Annotated in this window: 15 protein-coding genes and 1 riboswitch; of the genes, 11 read left to right on the top strand and 4 right to left on the bottom strand. The window is 41.5% G+C overall.

Going from position 1 to position 14889, the window contains the following annotated elements:
* Nucleotides 1-12 precede the first annotated feature (12 nt).
* On the bottom strand, nucleotides 13-915 hold the full coding sequence (locus tag FZC79_RS12835) for an aldo/keto reductase (RefSeq protein ID WP_148947178.1): 903 nt from the start codon (nucleotides 913-915) through the stop codon (nucleotides 13-15).
* Between the two features lie 164 nt (nucleotides 916-1079).
* Nucleotides 1080-1190, top strand: a riboswitch (TPP riboswitch).
* Between the two features lie 128 nt (nucleotides 1191-1318).
* On the opposite strand from FZC79_RS12835, the gene FZC79_RS12830 reads away from it, so the two are divergent.
* The 7 genes from FZC79_RS12830 to splB all read left to right on the top strand — a co-directional run bounded on the left by FZC79_RS12830 (nucleotide 1319) and on the right by splB (nucleotide 7143).
* Complete coding sequence (locus tag FZC79_RS12830) at nucleotides 1319-2323, top strand: ABC transporter substrate-binding protein (RefSeq protein ID WP_148947177.1); 1005 nt, start codon at nucleotides 1319-1321, stop codon at nucleotides 2321-2323.
* A gap of 14 nt (nucleotides 2324-2337) precedes the next feature.
* Nucleotides 2338-2628 (top strand): MTH1187 family thiamine-binding protein, encoded by a 291-nt coding sequence (locus FZC79_RS12825; RefSeq protein ID WP_148947176.1) that lies wholly within the window; start codon nucleotides 2338-2340, stop codon nucleotides 2626-2628.
* On the top strand, nucleotides 2628-3413 hold the full coding sequence (locus tag FZC79_RS12820; protein ID WP_148947196.1) for an ABC transporter permease: 786 nt from the start codon (nucleotides 2628-2630) through the stop codon (nucleotides 3411-3413). The genes FZC79_RS12825 and FZC79_RS12820 overlap by 1 nt, the downstream gene beginning before the upstream one ends.
* Nucleotides 3391-4128 (top strand): ABC transporter ATP-binding protein, encoded by a 738-nt coding sequence (locus tag FZC79_RS12815; RefSeq protein ID WP_187442769.1) that lies wholly within the window; start codon nucleotides 3391-3393, stop codon nucleotides 4126-4128. The genes FZC79_RS12820 and FZC79_RS12815 overlap by 23 nt, the downstream gene beginning before the upstream one ends.
* 4 nt (nucleotides 4129-4132) lie before the next feature.
* On the top strand, nucleotides 4133-4909 hold the full coding sequence (locus tag FZC79_RS12810; protein ID WP_252183322.1) for a TatD family hydrolase: 777 nt from the start codon (nucleotides 4133-4135) through the stop codon (nucleotides 4907-4909).
* A gap of 948 nt (nucleotides 4910-5857) precedes the next feature.
* On the top strand, nucleotides 5858-6103 hold the full coding sequence (locus FZC79_RS12800; RefSeq protein ID WP_148947174.1) for a transcriptional regulator SplA domain-containing protein: 246 nt from the start codon (nucleotides 5858-5860) through the stop codon (nucleotides 6101-6103).
* A gap of 11 nt (nucleotides 6104-6114) precedes the next feature.
* Nucleotides 6115-7143, top strand: a complete 1029-nt coding sequence (gene splB / locus FZC79_RS12795) for a spore photoproduct lyase (RefSeq protein ID WP_148947173.1) — start codon at nucleotides 6115-6117, stop codon at nucleotides 7141-7143.
* 280 nt (nucleotides 7144-7423) lie between these two features.
* Here the strand turns inward: splB and FZC79_RS12790 are convergent, their stop codons facing one another.
* Nucleotides 7424-7804, bottom strand: coding sequence for a hypothetical protein (locus FZC79_RS12790; protein ID WP_148947172.1), 381 nt, complete (start codon nucleotides 7802-7804; stop codon nucleotides 7424-7426).
* A 193-nt stretch (nucleotides 7805-7997) separates the two neighbouring features.
* On the opposite strand from FZC79_RS12790, the gene FZC79_RS12785 reads away from it, so the two are divergent.
* Nucleotides 7998-8666, top strand: coding sequence for a GNAT family N-acetyltransferase (locus FZC79_RS12785; protein ID WP_148947171.1), 669 nt, complete (start codon nucleotides 7998-8000; stop codon nucleotides 8664-8666).
* A gap of 49 nt (nucleotides 8667-8715) precedes the next feature.
* On the opposite strand, the gene FZC79_RS12780 is transcribed toward FZC79_RS12785, so the two are convergent.
* Nucleotides 8716-9828, bottom strand: a complete 1113-nt coding sequence (locus FZC79_RS12780; RefSeq protein WP_148947170.1) for a histidine kinase N-terminal domain-containing protein — start codon at nucleotides 9826-9828, stop codon at nucleotides 8716-8718.
* A 376-nt stretch (nucleotides 9829-10204) separates the two neighbouring features.
* Here FZC79_RS12780 and FZC79_RS12775 point away from each other — a divergent pair, with 376 nt between their 5' ends.
* On the top strand, nucleotides 10205-10672 hold the full coding sequence (locus tag FZC79_RS12775; RefSeq protein ID WP_148947169.1) for a helix-turn-helix transcriptional regulator: 468 nt from the start codon (nucleotides 10205-10207) through the stop codon (nucleotides 10670-10672).
* A gap of 127 nt (nucleotides 10673-10799) precedes the next feature.
* On the opposite strand, the gene FZC79_RS12770 is transcribed toward FZC79_RS12775, so the two are convergent.
* Nucleotides 10800-11309 carry a universal stress protein gene (locus tag FZC79_RS12770; RefSeq protein ID WP_148947168.1) on the bottom strand — a complete coding sequence of 170 codons (510 nt, stop codon included), beginning with the start codon at nucleotides 11307-11309 and terminating at the stop codon, nucleotides 10800-10802.
* 466 nt (nucleotides 11310-11775) lie between these two features.
* Here FZC79_RS12770 and FZC79_RS12765 point away from each other — a divergent pair, with 466 nt between their 5' ends.
* Both FZC79_RS12765 and FZC79_RS12760 read left to right on the top strand, forming a co-directional pair.
* Complete coding sequence (locus FZC79_RS12765; protein WP_148947167.1) at nucleotides 11776-12624, top strand: hypothetical protein; 849 nt, start codon at nucleotides 11776-11778, stop codon at nucleotides 12622-12624.
* Between the two features lie 140 nt (nucleotides 12625-12764).
* Nucleotides 12765-14033, top strand: a complete 1269-nt coding sequence (locus FZC79_RS12760; RefSeq protein ID WP_148947166.1) for an MFS transporter — start codon at nucleotides 12765-12767, stop codon at nucleotides 14031-14033.
* Nucleotides 14034-14889: the final 856 nt, after the last annotated feature.

The raw sequence follows: 14889 nt of genomic DNA, 5'->3' as shown, positions 1-14889 counted from the left end.
TTTTAGTAGAAATTAAGGTACGTCATGCCCCATGGAGCTTTGAAGAATCTCAAACCATTGATCATGATTAAGGTGAATGTCTTGAGCAGCAGCAGCAGTACGGATTCTGTCCAGTTTCCCGGACCCGATGATCGGCATGATTCGGGACGGATGATTCAATAACCAGGCGTAAATGATCTGATCAATGCCATCCGCATCTTTTTCCGCACGGATTTTTTCCAAGGTGCTGCGCAGGCGTGCAGCTTTCTCGTCATCACTCGAAAAGATTTCCCCACCTGCCAATGGCGACCAGGCCATCGGAGGAATTCGGTTCTGAAGGGCGTGATCAATTGTGCCGTCTTGAAAGTTTTCCAGTACATAGGGCGATAACTCTATCTGATTGGTTATCAGAGGAAAGTCAAGATAGGACTGAAGCATGCTGAATTGATGGCTCTTGAAGTTGGAAACACCAAAGTGGCGTACTTTTCCTTCTTTATGAAGCTGATTGAATGCTTCAGCAGTTTGTTCAGGGTCCATAAATGGATCCGGACGGTGAATGAGAAGCACATCTATGTAATCCGTTTTCAGGCTGGTCAACGAATTTTCTGCTGACTCCATGATATGTTTCTTGCTTGTATTATAATGGTGTGTTTTGTGTTCGGGACGATTAGTAGACGGCAGAACGATTCCGCATTTAGTGACGATTTCCATCTTCTCTCGTAAAGATGGTTTTAAAGCCAATGCCTCGCCGAATAAATCCTCACATGTATAGCTGCCGTAAATGTCGGCGTGATCAAAAGTGGTGATGCCTGTTTCCAATACCTCTTCAATAAGCTTCAAGGTTTCTTCCTTTGATTGATTCCAGTCGGATAGGCGCCACAGACCATGAATGAACCTTGAGAAAGTAAGGTCGTTTGTTAGTTGTACTCTTTCCATCTGTCTCCTCCTCGTCATTCTTATTCCCATTCATTATAGCTTGGATGAACCAAACCTCAAAATCAGAGGGCTTATGTGCTTCAAAGGAATAGATTCTATGATGTTATTTCTTGAATTATAGGAAATAGTGTGTCAAAGTAGAGGGTGGAAATGAATTTAATATGCGAGAATAGTGGGGGGACCAGTGAAGCTGGTTGAGATTGTATCCTGATAGATACTGACCCTTGGAACCTGATCTGGCTGAGACCAGCGTAGGGAACATATTCTAAACGGTCATTCTGTTTTCAATATGCGTCCCGGGTCCATTCCGGGACGCTTTTTTATTCCATGAAACAGACTGCAATTTTAATATGACAGGTTCTATATATGACTCGTAATTTTTGACCAACAGGGAGGAACCTTAATGAAGAAGGCATTTGCAATTCTATTCTCGGCTGTTTTGATCACCGGCTGCGGACAGAATAACAATGAAGGACAAAACGAAAGCGGCAGCGGAAGTGAATCAGAAGCGCTGAAAGAAGTTTCGGTTGTATTGGATTGGACTCCGAACACAAATCACACCGGTTTATATGCAGCAAAGGAAAATGGATATTTTGAAGAAGAAGGCCTTGATGTGGAAATCATCATGCCTGGTGAAGCGGGTGCAGATTCCATCGTGGCTTCCGGCCAAGCTGATTTTGGTGTCGGTTACCAGGAAGGGGTTACCCAGGCACGAGTGCAGGATGTACCGCTTGTATCGATCGCAGCGGTTATTCAGCATAATACCTCCGGCTTTGCTTCCCCGGCAGATAAGAATATTGAATCGCCGAAGGATTTTGAAGGCAAGACCTATGGCGGCTGGGGATCACCGGTTGAAGAGGCGGTAATGGCTTCTATCATGGGGCAGGAGAATGCCGACGTTTCGGAAGTGGATATCGTCAATATGGGAGACAGTGATTTCTTTACTGCTGTTCAAAGGGACATCGATTTTGCCTGGATTTATTATGGCTGGACAGGGATCGAGGCCGAGCTTAGAAATGAAGATATCAATATGATCTATTTAACAGACTACTCGGAAAAGCTGGATTACTATACCCCGGTCCTTACGACGAATGAAGACCTGATTGAGGAAGATCCAGAAACAGTGAAAGCATTTTTAGCTGCAGCTTCAAAAGGGTATAATTTTAGTATAGATAACCCGGAAGAGGCAGCACAGATCCTTATTGATGCCGCACCGGACCTTGATGAGGAACTTGTTAAGAAAAGCCAGGAGTGGCTTGCTTCCAGATATACAGACGATGCTCCAAGATGGGGAGAGCAAAAGCTGGAAGTATGGAAAAACTATGCTGATTGGATGTTCGAGAATGAACTTCTGGAATTAGAGCTTGACGCAGAACAAGCGTTTACCAATGAATTCTTGCCGGAATAAGAGGTGTTCAGATTATGAAAAATAGTTTAGTCAGTATACAAATAATACCTAAAACCAAAAATGGTGAAGATGTGATCCCTTATGTGGATGCGGCCATTTCAGTCATTGAAGAATCAGGAGTGAAATATGAAGTACATCCTTTGGAAACAACAATGGAGGGTGACCTGACTGAATTAATGAAAGTGATTGAAAAGATGAATGAAAAAATGATCGAATTGGGAAGCAGAAATGTGATTTCCCAGGTGAAGATCCTTTATCAGCCGAATGGGATTTCCATGGATCAATTAACGGAGAAATATAAATGATGTACAGATTCCTTCAAAGGGGATGGCGGCCTGCCGTGGCCATCATCCTTTTGTTCGTTATTTGGGAAATCGCTGTGCGGACTGCTGATATTCCTGCGTGGCTGCTTCCTTCTCCGTCCCGTGTATGGGGTGAAGCTATTGCTGTTTGGCCTACATTTCAAGAGCATCTGACATCTACGGTTTTCTTGACACTTCTCGGCTTTGCAATTGGCTGCAGCATCGGTTTGGTTGTGGCAGTTGGGCTTCACCTCATTCCGGTCTTGAGGGAGTCGGTGTATCCGCTGCTGATTCTTTCGCAAAATATACCGATCATCGTCCTTGCACCTCTATTGGTGGTGTGGTTTGGCTTCGGACTGCTGCCGAAGATGATTGTCATCACGCTTGTCTGTTTTTTTCCTGTAGCAGTGGCAGCGTTGGATGGCTTCAGGCAGACGGGCAATGAGCTTAAGCATTATATGCAGATGGCTGGCGCAAGCAAGATGCAGATATTTCTAAAGCTTGAATGGCCGCATTCTCTTCCTTCAATTTTTTCAGGGTTGAAGATTTCGGCTACTTATAGTGTGATGGGGGCCGTCATTTCAGAGTGGCTGGGTGCCAAACAAGGAATTGGGGTATTCATGACGCTGGCTTCATCTTCCTTCAGGACGGACAGGGTATTTGTTGCCATTTTTGCTATTATGCTGCTGAGCCTGGTGTTCTTTGCTTTAATCATCGGCATGGAAAAATGGCTGATCAAATGGCAGCCGAAAGGAGATGAGAGAAGTGGAAAAGTTGAGAATCGATAATCTGGATAAATCTTTTGATAACCAGCTCATCCTGGATAATCTCTCCCTTTCAGTCGGCGATGGAGAATTTCTATCCGTCCTCGGTCCTTCCGGGAGTGGAAAAAGCACTTTGTTTCATCTGATAGGCGGGCTGTATTCCCCGGAAAAGGGGAGTATCAAAATCGATGGGGAGAATATCAATGGCCGTAGAGGGTTTATAAGTTATATGCCGCAGGCCCCTGCGCTTTTACCGTGGCGAAACGTAGTGGACAACGTTTTGCTCGGCCAGGAGTTGTCCGGGGAAAAGGACAGGGAAGGTGCCCTCAGAATGATAGCGAGAGCAGGTTTGGATGGATATGAAAAAGCATACCCGCATGAGTTATCCGGCGGCATGAAACAGAGGGTGGCATTCATACGGGCTTTGCTCAGCCCCCAGCCAATCATATGCCTTGATGAACCATTTTCAGCACTGGATGAATTTACCCGTCTCGATATGCAGAAGTGGCTTTTATCCATCTGGGAGGAGAATAGAAAAAGCATCATTTTTGTAACTCATAACATTGAAGAGGCTCTGTTTCTTTCAGACAGGCTGATTGTGCTTTCCCAAAGGCCTGCTTCTATCAAGAAGGAATTCCGGGTTCCTTTTACAAGGCCGCGTGATGAGAGCCTCGTGCTCAGTGAGGAATTCCTTCAATGCAAAAAGACGATATATAAAGAGCTGGCCGTTCATGAGTAAGGAAATGAGGAGTCGCATTATTGATTCTCATATCCATTTGGACTTGTATCAACCCCTCCAGCAGGATTTGATTTTAGCGGACCTTCATCTTGAGAACATCGCTGCTCTTATATCAGTGTCCTTTCATCTGAAGTCCTGTCATGAAAATCTGCGGCTTTCCAGAATGGATGGAAGAATCCGGCCGGCTTTTGGCTATCATCCCGAACAGCCGCTTCCTTCAGATGGAGAACTGCAAGGTATTCTGCAGTTCATGCAGGAACACAGAGAAACGATGGTTGCTGTCGGGGAAGTCGGCCTGCCTTATTATCTGAGGCAGGAGCATCCGGATTTGGAGCTTGGTCCTTATATAGAATTACTAAAGGTGTTCATCAGCCAGGCGAAGGCATTGGAGAAACCTATCACACTTCATGCTGTTTATGATGACGCAGATATAGTGGTTCCGATGCTTGAGGAAGCGTCCATTCATAAGGCTCATTTTCACTGGTTCAAAGGATCTTCCAAGACGCTTAAGAAGATGAAAGAAAACGGCTACTATCTTTCGGTAACTCCTGATCTTTTATATGAAGAAGAAATTGCGGAGATTGTCGATGCTTATCCTCTTGAATTAATGCTTGTTGAGACGGATGGCCCTTGGGAATTTGAAGGTCCCTTTAAAGGGCAGATGACACATCCCAAAATGATTCACAGGACAATTGAAGCCATTGCCAAAATCAAACATGAAAGAGTGGAAGATGTGTATTCTATTCTGTTGAAGAACACGAAACTACTTTATTCTTTATAGCGGAAGCTTTCTCACAAAGGAGAGGGCTTTCTTTTTTCATACTGAATAGAAAAGAGCTGAAAGAATCATTTTATACCTCTTTTCTAAAAGCTGTTTTCGAAAACATTGTTGTTTTTTAAAAAATATTAAAATTATTGTCTTGAAGCATCAGAGCCTCTCTGATCGCTTCTTTTTGGGCAATAATAAATCTGTTAAGATCTCCCTTAATTCCACCAATACCACAAATTGAAGACTCTCTTTATGAGATTGTCACTATCCGTAGTCTTCTTTCAAATACTGTGGTGCAATTTCTGTTCTTTTATTGGCACTAATTTTGAATAACATTTCATTTTTTGTTAGGGTTGGATTGCTGTTCTTTTGCCTTTATGTAGCTCAATTATATTCAAAAATCTTTCAGTGTTTCAAAGAGGATTGGAGCGGAAGGTGTACGACCTCCTGCGGGACTAGCGGGCGTCTAGTTCCAGCGCCTAGCCCCTCGGGGTCAAATAACCTCAAGAGAATAAAAGGAAAGAGCGCGTTTTTTTCTCTTGAGAACATTTGCCTGTCGGGGCTGACCAAGGCGCTTCCACTTTTGATGACAGGTGAGAGCCCGCAGGCGAATCCAGTTCCAGCGGCCAGCACCTAGCGGATTTCGGTCTCCTTCCTTGCGATAAGTCATCATCGAAACGCTCTCGCTCTTCGTGATTCCTTTATCTCATGCAGGAGCCCTTAAATCCGTACAGTGCTGAACGGCCGCTTCCGCTTTTTATGAAGCCGAGGAGGCTCACCGCCCGCCCCGCGGAGTCGAACACCTGGAGCGGAAATCCATTATTTTAAACATCCGCATTTTTTGAGAAAAGAGCAATGCAAAGAGCTCGTTTACTATAAACCCAGAAAAACCCACCTATAAAAAACAGATCCTTTAGGAAAAATGAATACATACTGTTTATTCGAAAGGATGTTTTTTAGATGGATTTAAATAATGAATTGTCTCCTTATCAAGCGGGGGATGTTGTATATGTGATGTATCGAAATCCTCATACTCAAAGTGTGGCGAATATTCAGGAAGCTGCTGTGGTCCACAATCCTGAAGATCCATCTCAGCTTGCCTTATTTTTATATGAAACCTATTATCCGCTGGATGATGAAATAGCTGTTTACCAGACGGCCGACCAAGCTGAACAGGCCTATCAAAGCTATTTCGGCGATGTATAGGAGGGCATGATATGATTAAACCATTTATGCCTCAGTTAGTATATATTGAACCGGGAGCACTTGAATATCCTCTCGGGAAAGAGTTGAAAGAGAAATTTGAAAAGCTTGATATCGAAATCCGAGAAACGACTTCACATAATCAGGTCCGGAATCTGCCTGGAGATAATCACTTCCAGAAATACCGTGTGGCGAAATCGACTTTGGTTGTAGGTGTAAGAAAAACACTTAAATTCGATACTTCGAAGCCCTCTGCAGAATATGCCATTCCATTTGCAACAGGTTGTATGGGACATTGCCACTATTGTTATCTGCAAACCACGATGGGAAGCAAGCCGTACATACGAACCTATGTTAATGTAGATGAAATTCTAGATGCGGCGGATAACTATATGAAAGAACGAGCCCCCGAATTCACCAGGTTTGAGGCAGCCTGTACATCCGATATTGTCGGGATTGACCACTTGACTCATTCTTTAAAAAGAGCCATTGAACATTTTGGGGAATCGGAGTACGGCAAGTTAAGGTTTGTAACCAAATTTCATCATGTCGATCACTTGCTGGATGCTAAGCATAATGGAAAAACAAGATTTCGCTTCAGTATCAATGCAGACTATGTTATTAAAAACTTTGAACCTGGAACATCGCCGCTTGCCAAAAGGATCGAAGCAGCTGGAAAGGTAGCGAGAGCAGGGTATCCGCTTGGCTTTATCGTTGCGCCAATCTATCTTCATGAAGGCTGGGAAGAGGGCTATCACCATATGTTCGAGCGCCTGGATGCGGAACTCCCGGACTATGCGAAGAAAGATCTTACTTTTGAATTCATCCAGCATCGTTTCACCAAGCCGGCCAAGCGTGTCATTGAGAAAAACTATCCAATGACCAAGTTAGAGCTTGATGAAAATCAAAGAAGGTACAAATGGGGGAAATATGGGATAGGCAAGTACATTTATCAAAAAGATGAAGAGCAGGATATCAAGGACAACTTATACGGTTACATGGAAAAATTTTTTCCAGATGCGAAGCTGGAGTATTTTACGTAAATTAAAATAATTTTAAGAGCGCCTTTGAATTTGATTAGTTAAGCCGCGGATGTCAATTGGGCTGTTTTTATAAGGCTGTTTACAAATATATTGTTGCATTCGGAAAGATCCCAAGAGCCGGACTTTTCCCTTCTTGAGATTGATATTTCACGGAATAAGTATTAAATAGCAACAAAGTTTACGAAAAGAGCCTCTTATAAGAACTTTGCTGAAATCCAACTTAGTTACAAATACAACTACAAAGAAAACCACCTGGTCATCAAAGTGACGAGGTGGTTATTTATGTGATCGTATTTAATACGTCTTTAAGACTCTTTACTTTTAAAGCGAGCGAATCACAAATTTCCTGGTAAAAAACCCATTCTTCTATTGGAGTTTTCGCTCTTTTTTTAGGATTGGGCAAGTTCCAATGGACGACTTTATTTTGGCAGTGCGGAGGAATCTCAAAGTCAAGATCCTCTTCGAAATCATGGATGGCAATGATGACAGAAGCTTCCTTAAGTTTATGGGAATCTGCTCTTTTTCTCTTTTTCTTAGAGATGTCTATACAGAGCTCTTTCATGGCTTCCACACTGAAAGGGCTGGAATCTGTGCTTGACCATCCGCCGCTGTCGAATTTCCAGCCGGAAATATCCAGTATCTGAGCCCACCCTTCTGCCATTAGACTTCTTTGGTGACTGGGAGACAAAAAATATATTTCGTTCTGTGTCATTCTATTGAAGTCCTTTCTTATTAAGTTAGTAGTCAATACCCTTTTCAGGTGAAAATACTCATAAATTAGAATAAATTAATTGGAATTTACTTCCCGCTATTTTACGATTAAGTAAAAGGTTGATGAAGCGGAGGTGAATTTTATGAATTGGAAATTGCTCGAGGGCGAGGGGTACAGCACGTTTGAATGGAATGGAAAAGCGAAAATAATCAGTGATAAAGAATTTGAACATTTAGAATTTCTTCTTAGTCTTACTGAGAAGAAGAGAGTAACAGTGGCGGTACCTGCCGGATTTGGCTGCTCGGAAAAATTAAAATACTTAGGATTTAATAAAGTAAAGGAAAGGGAAGTCTACTTCAGGAATTTGGAGGATATCTCCGGTGGGGCGTCAGATTCAATTCTTTCAATTATCGAAGATCCAGAGGCTGAGACAACATTAAGCTGTTTGACAGACATCCTGGATGACCGGCAGGAAGCGGAAAATATAATAGAATCACTTACTTCTGAGGTTGCGCCAGACAAGTACAAGATAATTCTTGTAAGAGTGGGAGGAAAGGCCGCTGGACTCTATATTCCTCATATAGAACCACACACTGAGGATGAGGGCAGGCTTTTCTTTTTTGGGATCATGCCTTACTTCAGAGGCTGTGGATATGCTGCGGAAATCCACAAAACTGCCTTAGCCTCTTTAAAGAGCCTTAACGCAAAGGTTTATGCAGGCGTCACTGACTCGGACAATCTGCCGATGAAAAAGGTTTTTGAAAGAAATAGATGCACCAAATCATCTTCGCTTGAAATCTATAAACGGTAAAAGATTCGGGCTGTCTTTCGAAGAGGCTTCTTCAAAAAGACCGGCCCTTCTACTTTGCTGACAAAGTAATAATAAATGAAGTGGATTCATCAGTGGAATGACAAGTAAGCTTACCACCATGCTTCTCGACAATTTCATTGCAGATAAATAGTCCAAGGCCGGTTCCATCTTTCTTTGAGGTGACAAACGGCTCAAAGATACTGGAGAGTATTTCGTCAGGAATTTTGTCACCGTTGTTGGTGATGGTGAGGCAGAAGGAGCTGCCCTGTAAGGTCGTATCTATCCAGATCCGAGGGTCTGCTTCCCTGGTGCTCAATACATCAATGGCATTAAAAATGATATTGATAAGGACTTGCCTGAACTCCTCTTTCCAGCCCATCATTTCAAATTCTTCTTCAAAATTTTTAATGATAGTGACGTTGACTTCAAGGATTCTAGGATACAAGAAAGCAAGCGCCTCTGTAATTAATCCATTGAGGGAGAATGAAGTCTTTTCGGTCATGACGGAAGACTTTTTGGAAAGCAGCAAAAATTGGGAGATTCTGAAGTTAAGCTGATCAAGTTCGGACGAGATGATGTCTAAGTAAGAAAGATTTGGATTATCCGCTTTTAAAAGCTGAATGAATCCATTGATGGAAGTTAGCGGGTTTCTGAACTCGTGAACAAAGCTGGACGTCATTTTGCCTAACAGCGATAGTCTGTCTTCATGATGAGAATCGATATATTGCTCTTTTTCTTTGATAATCTGATCCTTCATATGGGAGTAGTGTGATACTGTATAATATGTAAATTTATCGAAGAAAAAATTTATCTTATTAATTATGCGCTGTAAATCCGCCCATTCACTGCTTAAGCCTCCTAAGTGCTTGAGGACTTCAGATCTGCCGAGATTCAAGTTATAAACAAATTCCCCGATATTGGTTTCAGCCTCGAGCCTCTTTTTGGCAATTCTATACGCTTCTTCCTGGACATAGGGATCTAAATCCGTCTGCGGGAGATGAAAACCTTCAATGAATTTTTCAAAGACTTGAAGGCCGTGGTCAATGATTTGTTCTTTTGTGAAATTAGAGTCTGAAGGAGAAAGCTGATCGGTCCACCCTTTTAGAATTTCTGCTTTATGGTCAATAAAGAAATTAATCACTTCTTTTTTTACAGGAGACATGTTCTCACCTCTAATCATCAAAGTAAATTTACATTGTAAGGGTATGACTTCTTATCTTTATATAATACTTTTGGTAAAACCTCTAATCTTAATATATCTTTAATCAAGGATTTTTTATAGAGGGAATTGGAAAAAACACCAAAATTATCTGAAAATAACCGTTAAATCAAAAATTAATGTCTTAAATTACTAGATTATCAGCCCTTTAAATTGGATATTAGTAAATAAATTCATTCCATTTATAGCGGTTATAAAAGAATTGCTTAATAAAAATTCTGTCAGTAGTATCCGATTACTATTTAATAAAAGTAAAATGGTCAAAGCTTTATAGTTGTTGTAAAATTACACTAAAGGATGACTGGAAGGTGGGTCTGTGATGACAAAAGAAGAATTGATTCTGCTGGTTTCTGAAAAATTGAAAGTAATCCGGGCCGAAGCCGGATATACTCAGGATAGGATGGCCTCTGTTATTGGAGTTTCCAAGAAAACCCTGGTACAAATCGAAAAAGGCAGGCTGGTAGCGGGATGGACAACAATCGTTGCGGTTTGTGCGCTTTTTCGCAGCAGTGAAACCCTGATGAATTCTTTTGGAGGTGACCCTCTTGAAGTCATCGAGGTCATTGCAAGGGAAGATATTGATTACCGTAAAGAAAAAACCCTTGGCGGGAAAATTTGGTGGAAAGAAGTCAATAAAGACGGCGGGTATATTCTTCAGCAGAATCTCATCAGCAACCACTATCGTATTTTGGATGAAGATTATTATCGCATTTACAGTACGTTTGATAAAAAAATGGCAAAGGACCGGATGAATGATCTCCTTGCCCAGCAGGATCGGGAAATGTAAAAAGGCTGTCTCAAATAAGGAAAGGCACCATAGCTTTCCTGCCATGAAGGAATGAGTCCTTCTTTCATAGCGGTATCCGTTTTGTGGTGTCATCCTTGATGAGACAGCCTTTTTCTTTATGATTTGATTATTTAACGATTAGAATACTGCTTGAACAGTTGTGTGAAATCTTCTCACTGACGCTTCCAAGGAACCATTTTTTTATGCCTGTTTTGCTGCTGTTCCCTACGACAATGATATCTGCTTCATGGTCATTTGCATAGCTGCAAATGCTGTCTGCCTCTGAACCTGTAAGCAATTCATAATTTGCATGAATCCCTCTCGATTCAAGATCTTCTCTAACAGCTTTAAATTCATCTGCGTTTTTCTGCTTTTTGATTGGGTGGCGATCTTCAATTTTATTGTCATAACTATGCGGCAGGTTCTGTGCATCAAGAGAACTTAGTCCGGTATGGGTGACATCAAGTGAACGTGTGAACTGTTCCGTTCCCTGTTCGTCTTTATAATCGCTTTTATCCGCGACATGGACAACGGTCAGGTTAGCCTCTTTATTATGAGCAAGTAATTCGATTGACTTTTCAAGAGCCTTCCTGCTCCCGTCAGTATGGTCATATGCAAGTATAATATTTTTAAACATCCGCTTTCACCTCTTATTGAAATGTATTAGTTTAGTATGCTGCCGCTTATTTCCTGAATGAAGCCCTTATTCCATTAAAGGAATCCAAAAAGGAATGATGGTTTACTACATTCATAGCTGCTCCATCATTCCTTCAGAAAAAAATTAAATTAATGCAAGAATCGCACCGATTACTACAATCGCTCCGATGATCATTAGAATTGTACGGATCATGAAAAACTCACCTCGTCTTTAGATAAATAAGTTAATTAGTTGACATCTTGTTTTGTATTCTGCACTTAATTAGGTAGTACCCCCGCCGGATTCTCCTTAAACATTGTAAATCCCTGTAAACTAAGGTTTCTTTCATACTTTACCGTATTAAAAGGGACAGTCCCTTTTGGTGCTTTAAAGCGTTAAATTATTAAAAAGAAGGAAATGAACAATTCATGAAAGAATAAAGCTAATAATGTTAGGAGGAGAAAATATGAAACTGATTTTGGTAGAGGGAATTCCCGGATCAGGAAAGACAACCGCTTGCGGATACATTGAAAAGCAGCTTGAGGATCAAGGAAATCGAACGAAGGTATATTTAGAGGGCGACCTTGACCATCCGGCTGATTTTGAAGCAACTGCTTTTGTTTCTGCTGATCAGCTGGGGGGATTATCCATTAAATTTCCTGAATTGAAGGAGAAGAAATCTTTTCAACAGTATAAAGGAACTCAAGCAGGTGTGCTGATTCCGTATTATAAATTGTCGCACGCGGGTGAACTTACAAGTGAATGTACAGCTGAGCTTAGTAAATATGATGTGTACGAAATGCCGCCGGAGCTCTATAAGGAATTAATATTGAATAGATGGAGTACATTTGTTGAAAAAGTTAGGGCTGAAGACTTTATAGTTGTGACGGATTGCTGCTTTATGCAGAATCCTCTAACGATGCTGATGGCAAAATACAACGAATCTTGTCATAGCATTAAAAAGTTCATAAGTGAGATTGAGGAGGTCATTCGAGAATTAAACCCGTTAGTGATATACCTGGAGCCTGTTTCAATAAAGGAAGTGATAGAAAATGTGAAAATGCAACGTTCCCCTGAATGGTTCAAGCATGTTTCCAGCTATTACACTAAACAGGAATATGGAAAAGCCCATTCATTGCCGGAAGGGTTAGAGGGAGTGGTGCAGCTTCTTGAGGATCGGGCAGGGCTGGAAAAACAACTGTTATCCCTCCTTAAAATCAAGCATGCAGTCATCCCTGTTTCTGTCCAGGATCGCAGGACAGAGGAAATGCTGGCTGAAAGTTTAATAGCAGCTTTTGGCTCGCTGGAAGGATAGATGAGTGTCTCAACGAAGCTGAGACCTAAATCCTTTCAGCCTCGAGACGGAGAAAGAAACCATCACAAGGCTCTGAACAAAATCCCGCCATTTTCTTACAATTAAGGTAAGTCAAATTATTGGATGGGAGAAATCAAGAAATGAAAAAATTTAAAGAAATATTTCAAAATCCTACTTTCACTAAATTATTTTTCGCCAATTTCACTTCGCATATGGGAAGTGTGATTGGACTCACGGCGTTTATGTTTTACCTTCTGGACCGCTTTTCAGAACAACCTTTCTATGCAACCCTTACAGAAATGATGTATTCTGTACCGACGCTTGCAGTATTTTTTCTGGTTGGAGTTCTGGCTGACAGGATGGACAGGAAGAAAATCGCGTACTACTGTGATACGATCAGTGCCGTCTTGTCGGTTGTATTTTTAGGAGCGATTTTCATTGGATGGATGCCTTTTATATTCTTTATCCTGTTTTTGAGAAGCGCAGTTCAGAAGTTTTTCTTTCCTGCTGAACAGGGGATTTTGCAGGGCGTCTTATCTAAGGATGATTATTCAACCGCAGCCGGACTGAATCAAATGGTCATGAGTCTCTTCATGCTTCTTGGAAATGGAATCGCCATCTTGATCTACTGGCTTGCAGGAATCTATGGAGCTGTAGTGGTGGATGCTCTTAGTTTTATCATCAGCGCCATATTGATTAAAAGATGTCAGGTCCCTGTAGAGGCAAGGCTGCCTAATGGCCCTCATAAATTGAAGGACCTAAGCTTTTCTTTTATCATGAAGGACTTCAAGCTGGGAATGCTGTATATCTTTAATCATAAGCTCTTAATGAGTCTCATAGGCGGATTTTTTGTTTTCGGTGTTGTTAATGGAGGATTTTCCGTTATGCCGATCTTCATTTTAAAATACAAACTGGCACCGGAAATGTATGAGGAATATTCGATTCTGCTTGGAATTGCCTTCGGTGCAGGAGTCCTAATCGGAAGTGTGATTGCATCCATGCTGACTCAAAAATTTAAGTTTCATCAGTTGATTGTCGCGGGCTTGACGATATCGGGCAGCTTTATCATTTTGTCCTCTTTTGCCACGTCAACTTGGGTCTTCTTGTCCGTCATCTTTCTTGCAGCCCTTGGACTTCCTTTGGTTAACATAGCGATCGGCGGCTGGATGCCCAGTATCATTGAGCCGAAGATGATGGGGCGCGTACAAGGGTGGATCAGCCCGATTATGATGCTGTCACAATCCATAACACTGGGCTTCATCGCTGTCAGTTTCCCGGCCATTCTAAGCATCGAGATGCTCTATTGGATAGTCGGTGGATCCCTCATGCTGGTAGGAGTATTCTATACGATTATCCTGCCTAAGTTCATGAAGGAGGCTGATGACGTTCAGCCTGCAGTTGTTTCTTAATACTATCATGTGAAAAAGGACTGCTCTAAGAAAGTGCACTGAAAATCTACCGAATTATTTACTTTTTATGACTACAGATAAAGTCAACTTTCCTTCCTTAAATAGGAAGAAAAGTTGATTTTTTTCTTTGAAAGCAATGTATATGCTGCTCTCTTTACTACATAAGCATTTAGAATGCTTTGGTGATTTTTGTAACTTTGACTGTCGGGGCTTAAAGGGTCCTTTTTCATCTATTCGATAGAAAGACGATGATTAAATTCAGTGACTGGTAGCACTTATCCACGACGTTCAGTATTTTGGATAATAAATAGAGGAAAATAGTTCCCTTATTTACTACAAATCACTAAGAAGAGCTAAAATAGGGGAATAAATTTCCCTCATTTAACTTAATTCTATTCACTAGAAAAATGTGCCTTTTTATCATATAAGGGAAAAAAGCTCCTCTATTTACTCCAAAATGAGCTTGAATTTGCAATTAAGGGAATAAAGTTCTCTTATATTCACCGCCGGGTATCCAATTAAGGAAATGACAGGCCGCTTTCGCAATAAAGCCCATTCCATCAGGCATACACTCAAGTGGAGTAGGCATCTTGAACGGAAACCAACACTCTTTCATACCATCTGAAGCGGAAAAAACACGACTCTGATTTTGAAAGTCTTGAGTGGACTTTTCAGTGACTTTCTCTAAGAGGAGCCCTTTTGTGCTGAACTATATTAATAACTAGAATTTGGATTATGGACGAAATAGCTCATCGCTGCAACGGTTTTTTGGCAGCATAATAACATACTTTCCAGCAAGTCACGGTAAAATAGGAAGTGAAATAGGAGAGCCGGGGATTAGGGCACACTAGATCAT

Source organism: Rossellomorea vietnamensis (assembly GCF_008180615.1).
Lineage (GTDB): Bacteria > Bacillota > Bacilli > Bacillales > Bacillaceae_B > Rossellomorea > Rossellomorea vietnamensis_D.
This window is presented reverse-complemented; position numbering and strand designations above follow the sequence as displayed.

Coding starts and splice junctions, on each gene's coding strand:
- FZC79_RS12825 (WP_148947176.1), top strand. CDS start 2,338: ATGAAAAATAGTTTAGTCAGTATACAAATAATACCTAAAACCAAAAAT.
- FZC79_RS12765 (WP_148947167.1), top strand. CDS start 11,776: ATGAAACTGATTTTGGTAGAGGGAATTCCCGGATCAGGAAAGACAACC.
- FZC79_RS12790 (WP_148947172.1), bottom strand. CDS start 7,804: ATGGCAGAAGGGTGGGCTCAGATACTGGATATTTCCGGCTGGAAATTC.
- FZC79_RS12785 (WP_148947171.1), top strand. CDS start 7,998: ATGAATTGGAAATTGCTCGAGGGCGAGGGGTACAGCACGTTTGAATGG.
- FZC79_RS12820 (WP_148947196.1), top strand. CDS start 2,628: ATGTACAGATTCCTTCAAAGGGGATGGCGGCCTGCCGTGGCCATCATC.
- FZC79_RS12810 (WP_252183322.1), top strand. CDS start 4,133: ATGAGGAGTCGCATTATTGATTCTCATATCCATTTGGACTTGTATCAA.
- FZC79_RS12760 (WP_148947166.1), top strand. CDS start 12,765: ATGAAAAAATTTAAAGAAATATTTCAAAATCCTACTTTCACTAAATTA.
- FZC79_RS12830 (WP_148947177.1), top strand. CDS start 1,319: ATGAAGAAGGCATTTGCAATTCTATTCTCGGCTGTTTTGATCACCGGC.
- FZC79_RS12770 (WP_148947168.1), bottom strand. CDS start 11,309: ATGTTTAAAAATATTATACTTGCATATGACCATACTGACGGGAGCAGG.
- splB (WP_148947173.1), top strand. CDS start 6,115: ATGATTAAACCATTTATGCCTCAGTTAGTATATATTGAACCGGGAGCA.
- FZC79_RS12780 (WP_148947170.1), bottom strand. CDS start 9,828: ATGTCTCCTGTAAAAAAAGAAGTGATTAATTTCTTTATTGACCATAAA.
- FZC79_RS12800 (WP_148947174.1), top strand. CDS start 5,858: ATGGATTTAAATAATGAATTGTCTCCTTATCAAGCGGGGGATGTTGTA.
- FZC79_RS12775 (WP_148947169.1), top strand. CDS start 10,205: ATGACAAAAGAAGAATTGATTCTGCTGGTTTCTGAAAAATTGAAAGTA.
- FZC79_RS12835 (WP_148947178.1), bottom strand. CDS start 915: ATGGAAAGAGTACAACTAACAAACGACCTTACTTTCTCAAGGTTCATT.